Below are 10,619 nucleotides of genomic sequence, written 5' to 3'. Positions count from 1 at the left end.
GGTCAGCGTTCAGACGACAGCTGACAGATGATGAAATCTGTTATCTGTGATTCGTTACCCGTCAGCTGTTTCCCGTCGTCCGTCGGCCGTTCGCGGTCCTCAGACCCGGCCGGCGAAGTCCGGGGCCCAGTTGGCGATGCTCTGGAGGCGGACGCCCGAGCTCGGGTTGGCGGCCTCGACGTACTTGCCGCCGCCGATGTAGATCGCGACGTGGTACACGCCGGAGTCCTTGCCGTTGTTCGACCAGAAGAGCAGGTCGCCCGGCTGCAGGCTGTCCAGCGAGACGTGGGTGCTGGCGGCGGCCTGGTCGGCGGCGACGCGCGGCACGGAGATGCCCGCGGCGCGCAGCGCGGCCTGGGTCAGGCCGGAGCAGTCCCAGCCGCCGTTGCCGGTGCCGCCGTAGACGTACGCCTGGCCGACCTTCGACTGGGCGAAGGCGACCGCGGCGGCCATGCTGCCGGTGGCGGTCTGGGCCGGGGCCTGGGTCTGCGTCTGGCTCTGCGCCGGCGCCTGGGCGGCCGGCTTCGAAGCCGGCTTGGTGGCGGGCTTGGCGGCCGGGGCCTGGGTCTGCGCGGTCGGCTGGGTGTTCACGGCACCACCGTTCGCGGACTGGCCCGCCTGGGCCTTGCCGCCGTCGCCGAAGCTCAGCTGCTGGCCCGGGTAGATGGTGTCCGGACCCTCGGTCAGGGTGCCGCGGTTGATGTCGTACAGGTGCTGCCAGCCGCCCTGCACGTTGTGCTTGTCGGCGATCGAGGACAGCCAGTCGCCCGCGACGACGGTGTAGTCGCCGCCCTGGGCCTGAGCCGGAGCCTGCGCCGGGGACTGGGCCTGGGGCCGGGCCTGCGCCTGGTCCTGGGCGGGTGCGGCCGGCTTGGCGGGCTTCGCGGCCGGGGTCTGAGCCGGGGTCTGAGCCGGGGCCGGCTTGGTGGCGGGCTTGGTGGCGGGCTTGGTGGCCGCGGAGGTGTCGACGGCGGCCGGGGTGCCGCCCTTGGTCAGGCCGGCCTTGACGGAGCACACGGGCCAGGCGCCCGGGCCCTGCGAGGCGAGGACCTTCTCGGCGACGGCGATCTGCTGGTCCTTGGTGGCCTGGTTGGCCTGCGAGGCGTAGGCGGTGCCACCGAAGGCGGCCCAGGTGCTGGAGGTGAACTGGAGGCCGCCGTAGAAGCCGTTGCCGGTGTTGATGGCCCAGTTGCCGCCGCTCTCGCACTGGGCGACGGCGTCCCAGGTGGCGACGGAGGCGGCGTTGGCGGTGCCGGTGGTGAGGCAGGGAACGGTGAGGCCGACGCCCGCGACGCCGAGGGCGGCGATCACGCGGCGGGTGCGGCCGGACAGACGGGTGCCGTTGGTGGGCAGCATGAAGACGCGGTCCTCTCCCACGCCTGCGAGGTGAGCTGTCGGATTCGGGCTGGAGTTGCCCGGCCGCGCTGTGGGCGCGGCTTCACCCCTAGCCCTGGGCCGTTCCGAGGAACGGTCCGGGGCGACTTACCTGTGGGTCCCCCGCTCCTGCCGTGGTGCGTTTTCGCGCTGCCAGGACATCCGACGGCAGGACTCGGCGTCGCGGATGAACTGGGTTCGTGTGGTCACGAACGGGGAGCACGTTAAGCAGACTGAACTTCAAACTGCAAATACCTGTGACGCGCATCACGGTTTAGAGGGAAGTGCCAAATTGCCCGTTCTTCATGATCGAAAATGATCGTTTTCCGGCAATGTGGCGACGGATTCCCACAACTGGCTTCGCTTCAGGAATGGCGTGACGGCGCGTTGAAGCGCGATTGGGGGCACCCGCGAAAACGGGGGAGCGATGGTGAATCGCGCGGCGAACAATGCATGGGCCATTCATCGACAAACCGCACCAGAACGGACATTGCACTCATTGGGTGCTTAACTCCCGTAACTCCGATAGGGGTCACGCCGAAGGGCCGGGAACGAAGTCGTTCCCGGCCCTCGGTGAGCGTCGGCAGGCGGTGCGGCCCGGGCTACAGCCCGGCGGCGCCCTCAGCGGCCGCGTGGGCCCCGCGAGAGCCCCCCTCGGCCCCGGCGGCGGCCTCCGCCTCGGCGCGGGCCAGATCCTCCGGCGACGGCGCCGGCAGCGCGGCCAGGTAGGTGGAGGCGATCAGCTGGCCGACGGTCGGGTACGCGCCCAGCGGCGCCGCCGACGGGCAGCCGGTCTCCTCGGCGGCCGTGGCGAGCAGTTCCGAGTCCGCCTCCGGCCCGATCACCAGCGGGGCCAGTGCCGGGCGCTGGGAGCCGGTGTCCTTGAGGTGGTTGACGGCGGCGGCCACCGAGCCGGGCACGTCGAGCGACGCGGGGACGACCGGGACGGCCAGTCGGGCGGCCAGCAGCACACCGGTGATCCCGGCCGCGGCGGCCGCGTCCTCGCCGCCGACGGTGGTCAGCACCACGCCGTCCGCGGCGGTCGCGATGGCGAACAGCCGGGCCCGGTCGGCCCGGGCCAGGCCGGCCTCGGACAGCCGCACGTGCACCGCCTCGGCCAGCAGCGGGTGCGGGCCCAGCGCGTCGGTGACGGTCGCGCCGTACTCCGCGCCCAGGGCGTGAAGCCCGCTCAGGAAGTCGTGCGGGCCGGGCACCAGCGGCACCACGACGGGCGCCGGCTGCCCGGTCTCGGCGGCCAGGGCCAGAAGCTCGGCGACGGTGCGCTCCTCGCCGCCCTCGACCTCGGCGCCGTCGGCCGGGAGGTAGCCGACCGCGGCCTGGACGCCGTGGTGCTCGCTGCGGACGATCGAGAGCAGTTCCTCGACGACCGAACGGGACTCGGGCCCGGCGGTCGCGGGCACGGCGAGCACCAGGGCCGGGGAGCCGGCCGGGATCTCGGGGCGCTCGGGGCGGCGGTGGCGCCCCCGCGCACGGGAGCCTGGGGTACGGACGGGCAGTGGCGCGCCCGGGATGGCTGCGGTGCTCATGCCGGAGATCGTAGGACATCGCCCCGTCAGGCCCGCAGTCGGCTGCCGTGCGGGTTCCGGATGGTCGAGGTGCCGTGATGGTGTGTCGGCCGCGCCGGTCCGGCGGGTTTGCCTACAATCCGGACATTCCTCGCCCAACCCTCGCGCGGTCGCCGTCGATTGCCCAGACGTGCGCCGTGACGTGTCGAGTTGCACCTGTGGCGCGTGAGATGTCTCACAGCCGGAGGGTGACCTGACGGAGGGTCACGGCGGCGCGACTCCAGGCGTTCGAAGATCAACATTCAGCGGGGGGCCGCTCACGGCCGGTTATCGACGGGTCGTCGATTCAGTGGGCTATGTCCGTTTACGTACCGTCGGGAGAAGGGTCCGTGAAGAGTTCGGGGCGGCGGGTGGAAGGCCTCGTGCACCTGCAATGTCCCGTGCTGATGCACGTGCACTGCGGCTATCATCGCGTCAAGTGAGGCGTTGTTAGCCGGACCGGTACGGGGCCGGTCCGTTCGTTCGGCAGGTGCCGGGGCGCCGCGCTGGACGACAACTCCGGAGCTCTTCGGGAGACTTCTATGCACGACTCGCAGGACACGTACGGCTCCAACCACACCCACAACGGGATGGCCGCCGCCGACCTCAAGGGGGTGGTCTGGCAGAAGAGCCGGCACAGCAACTCCCAGGGCAACTGCGTCGAGTTCGCGGCCCTCCCGGGCGGCGACGTCGCGATGCGCAACTCGCGCTTCCCGGACGGTCCGGCGCTCATCTACACCCGGGCCGAGATCGCCGCCCTGCTCCTGGGGGCCAAGGACGGGGAGTTCGACCACCTGGCGGTCTGACCGGCCGCCGCTCCACCATCGGGGGGCCGTCGTGGGTGCTGACACCACGACGGCCTTTGTCTTTTGCCCCCACTCCTCGCCGACCCCCTGGAGGGCCGTACGGCGGAGCCTGCGGGGGTGAGCCCGAGTGACCTCGGGGCCGTCGAGGCCCGGGCCGCGGTAGTCGGCTCCGGGGCCCGGCGTCGGGGTGTCGGCGGGCCTGCTGCGGGGGTCCGCTGCGGGCCCGGCCGGAGGGCTCGGGGTGTGGTCCTCCCGGGCCGTGCCCCGGGGTGTGGTCCTCCCGGGTCGTCCCTCGGCCGGCCGTGCGCCGTGCGACGCTAGGCCGAGCGCCGGTGCCGTCCACCGATTTCGGGGCGTCCGCCGAACTCGCCGTGCGGGCCGAACTCGCCGTGCCCGTCGAGGCCGACGCGTCCGTCCGGGCCGGAGTGCCCGTCGAGCCCGCCGCCGATGACCGGCTCCGCCTCGAACATGGCCCAGACCACCTTGCCGCTGCCCAGCGGGTGCCAACCCCAGGAGCGGCTGAACGACTCCACCAGGTGCAGTCCGCGGCCGGATTCGGCGACGAAGTCCGCCTCCCGGGCCACCGGACCGATGCTGCTGGGATCGCTCACCGCGCAGACCACCTGGGGCGCGCGGTGCACCAGGCTTATTCGGATCGGCAGCCGGCCGTCCGCGACCGGCCGTGTGGGAAAGTCGTACTCGCCCTGGGCGCCGCCCGACGGGTCGGGTCGTGCGCCGATCGCATGCCGGAGCGCGTTGGTCACCAGTTCCGAGGCCACCAGCGCGACGTCGTCGAACAGCTCCATCAGGCCCCAGCGCTGCAGGGCGGTCCGGGCGAAGTCGCGTGCGGTTCTGACGGCTTCGAAGCGGGGAGCGAGCGTACAGGTGACCACATAGGGGTCAACCGCCAAAGCCGTACCGGTGCTCATGAAGAGCTCCTCCCATAAGGGGGCGGACACGGCTGGACCCGCCGGGGTCATGCCGGTCACCTCCGACTCGCTCGGCCGCTCGGCCGCCCCCTCGACCAGGCGCGCGCGCACTCGAACGCCCGATGGCGTGGGGGACGCCGCCGGGTCGGTGCACGGAGTCGCGCGTGGGGTCGACGCGGAGCCCGCGGGATTGCCAGGGATGTGCAGGTGCACGTGCACCATGGTGGTGTGCGCTCACTGCAGATGCAAGAGTCGATTCACGTGCAGTCGCACTATTGGCATATGCAAGCGCCGGATGCACGTGCATCCTGGTGTGCGGAGTGCAGAACTGATAGGAACATCCGTCAGTATCGGCACCGTGAGCGCTCAACTGATGGCAGACTGTGCGCTGTTTGCCCTAGGTGGAGGTTTCGACCGCATGACCACAGTTCAGCCGGGCGGCGGCTCGATGGTCCGCCGGATCCTCCTCGGCTCGCAGCTGCGACGCCTGCGCGAGACGCGCGGCATCACCCGGGAGGACGCGGGCTACGCGATCCGCGCCTCGGAGTCCAAGATCAGTCGCATGGAGCTCGGCCGCGTCAGCTTCAAGGAGCGCGACGTCGCCGACCTGCTCAGCCTGTACGGCGTGGACGACGGCCTGGAGCGGGAGGCCCTGCTCGGGCTGGTCCGCGAGGCCAACAAGTCCGGCTGGTGGCACAGCTTCAACGACGTGCTGCCGGGCTGGTTCCAGACGTACGTCGGCCTCGAAGAGGCCGCGCAGCTGATCCGTACGTATGAAGTGCAGTTCATCCCGGGACTGCTGCAGTCCGAGGAGTACGCACGGGCGGTTTTCGGCCAGAGTCGGCCGGTCATCAGCGAGGAGGAGGTCGAGCGGCGGGTCAGCCTCCGCCTGCGCCGCCAGAAGCTGCTGACCGAGGGCGCCAGCCCCCGGCTGTGGGCCGTGATCGACGAGGCCGCGCTGCGCCGGCCGGTCGGCGGGCCCAAGGTGATGCGCGGCCAGGTCCAGTACCTGATCGACGTCGCCGAGCAGGCCAACGTGGTCATCCAGGTCATGCCGTTCCGCTTCGGCGCGCACGCGGGGGAGTCCGGGGCGTTCACCATCCTGCGCTTCCCGGAGCAGGACCTCGCGGACGTCGTCTACCTGGAACAGCTCACCAGCGCGCTCTACCTGGACAAGCGGGACGACGTCGACGCCTACATCCAGGTCATGGAACGGCTCTGTGTCGACAGTCTCACGCCCGAGCGCACGATCGACCTGCTCGCCTCGATCCTGAAGGAACGCTGACCCGCTGCCTGACGGGGCCTGTGAGATTCCCTCCCTCGCGAGGCCCCTCGGTAGTGGAACGCACGGCAGCCGACCGATCGTCCGATCGGTCGGATCAGCCGGATCGGTCCGATCGCATGCCGGACCGAATGCCTCCGGGCCGTTCGCCCGCCGTCAGCCGCGGGCCGACGGCCGTTCGCGTTCCGGCGGCAGCGGCTGCGGCGGGCGGCCCAGCTCCCAGGCGAGGTCGTAGCGGCGGAACAGGTCGGCCCGGATCGGTGCCAGCGAGATCTCCGCACCCGGCAGCAGCACTCCGATGCAACCGCCCATCAGCGCGCTGCGCAGCACCGCGTGCTCGGCGACCGGGTCGGGCGCGCCCCAGTCGCGCAGCAGGCCCTGAAGGATCGCGCCGAGCCGCTGCTGCTCCGGGTCCTGGATGAAGGCGCCGGTGTCGGGGTCGAGGATCAGCGCCAGGTGCGAGCGCATCACCCTCGGGTGGTCCATCGCGAGTGCGAGGACGGCGTCGATCGCGCGGGCCAGCCGGGCCTCGGCGGAGACGCCCGGCGGCAGCTCGGCCAGGGCGCCGGACAGCGCCTGGTGCATCATCCGGTGCGTCGCGGACTGCATCAGCAGCCGTTTGCCGTCGAAGTAGTACGAGAGCAGACCGCGGGCGAGCCCGGCCCGTTCGGCGATGTCGGTCAGCGTGGTGCCCGCGTAACCGCGCTGGTCAACGAGTTCGACGGTGGCCCGCATGATGCGGCGGCGGGAGCGCTGCCGCATCTCCTCATTGACCGAATCCCCCCGGGGTGCCATCGTGTCTGCTCCGAACGTTCGTTGGCTCCGAGCCAATATACTTGCGGAGCCGGCGGCTGCGCCGTGGAACCGTGCCCTGGCGGGCGCTGTCCGGGCGGCCGGTACGAAGACGGCCGGCTCCACCAACACGGGGGTTTGGTGGAGCCGGCGCCAGTGCCCGACGGCCAAGGGGTCGGCCGCGGGCGGAGGCCACGGGTCAGTGCTCAGTCAGGACTTCGGTCCGGGTCGTGGGTGACCCGGCGGGCGGATAATCATAATCCGGCACCTGCAGGGGAGTTGAATTCCGGCGCCGGTCCACCAGGGCGCCCACCGCGGCGATGATCAGCCCGACCAGTGCGACCGCCGTGACGAGGAACAGTGCCGGGCGGTACCCGTCCAGCTGGGCCTGCGAGCTGTCGCCGCCCGCGCTGCCGGCGGTGATCATCGCGGTCGCCCCGGCCAGCACCACTGCGGTGCCGACCTGGATCGCGGTGTTCACCAGGCCCGAGGCCAGGCCCTGCTCCTCGTCGTCCACGCCGTCGGTGGCGGCGATGTTCACGGAGGGGAAGGCGAGCGCGAAGCCCACGCCGAGCAGCAGCATCGAGGGCAGCACCAGCCCCACGTACGAGCTGTGCTCGTCCAGGCGGAGGAACAGCGCGAACGCTCCGACCAGGGCCAGCAGGCCGATCGGCAGCAGTCGCCCGGTGCCGAAGCGGTCCACGATCGGGCCCATGAACGGCGCCGAGAGGGCGATGAACGCGCCGGCCGGCAGCAGGCCGAGCGCCATCTGCAGGGCCGACCAGCCGAGCAGGTGCTGGAGGTAGAGCGTGACGACGAACTGGAAGCCGCCGTACGCGCCGGTCATGGCGAAGGCGACCAGGTTGGCCCGGGCGACCGAGCCGTTGCGGAAGATGCCGAGCCGGACCAGCGGGTGGGCGGTGCGGCTCTCGACCAGCAGGAAGGCGGCGGCCAGCGCGGCGACCACGACCAGCGAGCCGAGGGTGCGCAGGCTCAGCCAGCCGGCGCCCTGGGCCTCGGTGACGGTGAACACCAGCAGCAGCACGGTCGCGGTACCGGTGATCGCGCCCAGCACGTCGTAACCGCCCTTGGCGCGCTCCTCGACGGGGCGGGGGAGCAGCCGGACGGCCACGATCAGGGCGAGCAGCGCGACCGGAACGGGCATCAGGAAGGTCCAGCGCCAGCCGACCGAGGTGAGCAGGCCGCTCAGCACCAGGCCGAGCGAGAAGCCGCTGGCGCCGCAGGTGGTGTAGATCGACAGCGCGCGGTTGCGGGCCGGGCCCTCGGCGAAGGTCGTGGTGATGATGGAGAGGCCCGCCGGGGCGGTGAAGGCGGCGCTCACGCCCTTGAGGAAGCGGGCGGCGATCAGCAGGGCGCCGTCGTCGACCAGGCCGCCGGCCAACGAGGCGGCGGCGAAGACGGCCAGGGCGACCAGGAAGACCCGGCGGCGGCCGAGCAGGTCGGCGGCGCGCCCGCCGAGCAGCAGCAGGCCGCCGTAGCCGAGCACATAGCCGGAGACCACCCACTGCAGGGTGGAGGTCGAGAGGTTCAGCTCGGAACCGATGGAGGGGAGGGCCACGCCCACCATCGAGACGTCCAGGGCGTCCAGGAACATGGCGGCGCAGAGGACGATCAGGGTGCCCCAGAGGCGGGGTGTCCAGTTCAACCCGCTGGTTGACGGGGCGTCGGATGACGTGACGGTCGCGGTGGTCATGGGGAGGACAGTACATGCACGTGCATTCAATGCAAATGAATTAGATGTGAACGCATAAATTTACCGAACACGTGCTAGGGTGGCGGCGTGGCTGAACTTGACTCCCCGGCGGAGGCCGGCCTCGTCGCGGAATGGCGCGAGTTGTTGGCCCGCCATGCCGCCGCCTCCTGTGCGCTCGACCGCGAGCTGGGCGACAGGTACGGACTGGGCATGAGTGAGTTCGAGGTGCTGGAGAGACTGGTGGAGGGGTGCCGGGCCGGAGGTCGCCTCGGACTGCGGGTGAGCGAGCTGGCGCCCACCGTCCATCTCAGTCAGAGCGCGCTGTCCCGGTTGATCGCCCGCCTGGAGAAGGGCGGACTGGTCACCCGGGCGATGTGCGAGAGCGACCGGCGGGGAGTCACGGTCACCCTGACCGAGGCGGGTCGGGAGCGCTACGTGCAGGCCCGGCCGCTGCACCGCGAGGTGCTCGGGCAGACCCTCAGTGAACCGCTCGGGCCTGTCCGGCCTGGGCCTTCTGGGGAGTGACCACGCGTCAACTGTCCCGTGGGGTCCGGAATTTCTGCCTCAGAGCAGTGAGTTGAGACCCGGGGCGACGGCCAGCAGGACCACTGCGGCCGGGACGGCGAGGGCGACCACAGTGAGCCGCAGTCGGTGCGGGACGGACAGTCGCGGGCGGCCCGCGAGCAGCCGGTCCACCCGCTTCGGGGACTGCGCCAGACCGGGTGGACAGGAGCCGAACACCCCGCGGTCCAGGTTGAGTTCGGCGAGCGCGAGGGCGGTGGTGTGCCGGCCGTGACGGCGCGCTGCCCGGTCGTCGGCCGCCAGCTCGACCAGCTCCGCCACCTGGTCCCGGAACGTGCTGAACACGCCCACGCCGGGGAAGCCGGAGGCGAGCGCCTGGGCGAACTGCTGGAGCCAGTGGTGCCGGGCCCGCACGTGTCCGCGCTCGTGGCTCAGCACGGCGGCCAACTCCCGGTCGGTGAGCTGCCGGAGAGCCCCGGTGGTGACCACCAGGCGCGAGTTCGGACCGGGTAGCGACCATGCCTCGGGGCGGACGTTCTCCAGCACCACCAGCCGTTCCCGACTGCTCCGTGCGGCGGCGATCGCCTCGGGCAACTCGGGTGCTCGGGTCGCGAGTTGAGCTTGCCGGCGGTCGCGCAGGGCCTTGGCCGTACGGACCTCACGGGTGAGCGCCAGCACCGTCTGCAGCCCGCCCGCGGCGAGCACCGCGGCGCACAGCCGGCCCCAGCCCTCGGCGTCCTGCAGGCCGTACGCGGCCTCCACGCCGTGCGGGGCGCCCGCGAACACCAGGGCGCGCAGCTCGGGCTGGGCGGCGGAGGCGGCGAGCACCAGGCCCAGCGCGCAGCACAGCAGCACGGCCACCACGAGGCACTGCCACACCAGCAGTGCCAGCACCGGTTCACGCTCCGCCCAGCGGGCCCGGGCCAGCAGCCGGGGCGCGACGGTCGAGAGCAGCAGTCCGAGCAGCAGCAGGCCGATCAGGGCAGTCATCGCATGGGCTCCCCGAGTACGCACGGAACGCGACAGCGCGCTCCCCGCCAACCTATGCGCTGTTGACGTCCGGTGGAACGGCTTTCGGCCGGCCAGTGACCAACGCCACGCGCGGGCCGGGGGATTGGGCGTACGGAGGAGGGCGTCACCTGGTCGGAAGCATTACATGGTCAGGAGCATGGCGAACATGCCGAGACCCATGGTGAGCCGACAGGCCCGCGGGAGGCCGGCGGTGCCGAGGACGAGGGTGCCGGTGGGGGTGCGCAGCAGGCGGGATCCGGCCCAGAGGGAGTACCCGCCGAAGTAGAGGAGCAGGATGCCGGTCAGCAGGGGGGCGCCGAGGGTGGTGGTGTGGTGGTGCCCGCCGGGGGAGGCGGTCATCGCGAGGGCCATGTACGTCATGGCCAGTGCGCCGAGGGCGTGGTGCAGCCGGTGGGCGCGGCCGGTGGGGGCGTACAGGGCGGCGAGCAGGAAGCCGGTGGCGGGGACGCCGAAGAGTACGGCCCAGAGGGCGGGTGGGACGCTGGCGCCGGTGACGGCCATCGCGGCCATGCCGAGCCCCATCAGGGCTTCGGCGGCGTCGGACTCCCGGGCGAGCAGGCGGTGGGTGTGGCTGGAGGGGGAGCCGGCGGTGCTGGTGGTGCC

9 protein-coding genes, 1 pseudogene and 1 riboswitch are annotated in these 10,619 nt (G+C 71.9%); of the genes and pseudogenes, 3 read left to right on the top strand and 7 right to left on the bottom strand.

From position 1 onward, the window contains the following. Window positions 1–99: 99 nt before the first annotated feature. Together J0670_RS39940 and J0670_RS17910 are read right to left on the bottom strand one after the other, a co-directional pair. Window positions 100–1,377 (bottom strand): transglycosylase family protein, encoded by a 1,278-nt coding sequence (locus J0670_RS39940; protein ID WP_207812612.1) that lies wholly within the window; start codon window positions 1,375–1,377, stop codon window positions 100–102. Beyond that, a riboswitch (cyclic di-AMP (ydaO/yuaA leader) is annotated at window positions 1,364–1,524 on the bottom strand. It overlaps the preceding gene by 14 nt. 452 nt (window positions 1,525–1,976) lie before the next feature. Then, the gene (locus tag J0670_RS17910) at window positions 1,977–2,921 is read right to left on the bottom strand and encodes a hypothetical protein (RefSeq protein ID WP_243437168.1); all 945 of its coding nucleotides are present in this window, start codon (window positions 2,919–2,921) and stop codon (window positions 1,977–1,979) included. A 560-nt stretch (window positions 2,922–3,481) separates the two neighbouring features. Here J0670_RS17910 and J0670_RS17905 point away from each other — a divergent pair. After that, complete coding sequence (locus J0670_RS17905) at window positions 3,482–3,745, top strand: DUF397 domain-containing protein (RefSeq protein ID WP_207812611.1); 264 nt, start codon at window positions 3,482–3,484, stop codon at window positions 3,743–3,745. A 464-nt stretch (window positions 3,746–4,209) separates the two neighbouring features. On the opposite strand, the pseudogene J0670_RS17900 reads toward J0670_RS17905, so the two are convergent. Continuing rightward, window positions 4,210–4,674, bottom strand: a pseudogene (locus J0670_RS17900) (ATP-binding protein); the annotation flags it as partial. A 418-nt stretch (window positions 4,675–5,092) separates the two neighbouring features. On the opposite strand from J0670_RS17900, the gene J0670_RS17895 reads away from it, so the two are divergent. After that, the gene (locus tag J0670_RS17895) at window positions 5,093–5,959 is read left to right on the top strand and encodes a helix-turn-helix transcriptional regulator (protein ID WP_207812610.1); all 867 of its coding nucleotides are present in this window, start codon (window positions 5,093–5,095) and stop codon (window positions 5,957–5,959) included. Between the two features lie 153 nt (window positions 5,960–6,112). Here J0670_RS17895 and J0670_RS17890 read toward each other — a convergent pair whose 3' ends face one another. Then, the gene (locus J0670_RS17890) at window positions 6,113–6,718 is read right to left on the bottom strand and encodes a TetR/AcrR family transcriptional regulator (protein ID WP_243437167.1); all 606 of its coding nucleotides are present in this window, start codon (window positions 6,716–6,718) and stop codon (window positions 6,113–6,115) included. Between the two features lie 229 nt (window positions 6,719–6,947). Next, complete coding sequence (locus J0670_RS17885) at window positions 6,948–8,462, bottom strand: MFS transporter (RefSeq protein WP_207812608.1); 1,515 nt, start codon at window positions 8,460–8,462, stop codon at window positions 6,948–6,950. An 87-nt stretch (window positions 8,463–8,549) separates the two neighbouring features. On the opposite strand from J0670_RS17885, the gene J0670_RS17880 reads away from it, so the two are divergent. Beyond that, window positions 8,550–8,987, top strand: a complete 438-nt coding sequence (locus J0670_RS17880) for a MarR family winged helix-turn-helix transcriptional regulator (RefSeq protein ID WP_207812607.1) — start codon at window positions 8,550–8,552, stop codon at window positions 8,985–8,987. Between the two features lie 39 nt (window positions 8,988–9,026). Here the strand turns inward: J0670_RS17880 and J0670_RS17875 are convergent, their stop codons facing one another. Then, the gene (locus J0670_RS17875; protein ID WP_207812606.1) at window positions 9,027–9,974 is read right to left on the bottom strand and encodes a M56 family metallopeptidase; all 948 of its coding nucleotides are present in this window, start codon (window positions 9,972–9,974) and stop codon (window positions 9,027–9,029) included. 162 nt (window positions 9,975–10,136) lie between these two features. Beyond that, the coding region (locus J0670_RS17870) for a DUF5134 domain-containing protein (RefSeq protein ID WP_207812605.1) at window positions 10,137–10,619 on the bottom strand (483 nt) is incomplete at its 5' end.

It is taken from the genome of Streptomyces sp. FH025 (assembly GCF_017427025.1).
Lineage (GTDB): Bacteria > Actinomycetota > Actinomycetes > Streptomycetales > Streptomycetaceae > Kitasatospora.
Note: the sequence above shows the minus strand (reverse complement) of the source record. Positions and strands in the feature narration are given on the sequence as shown.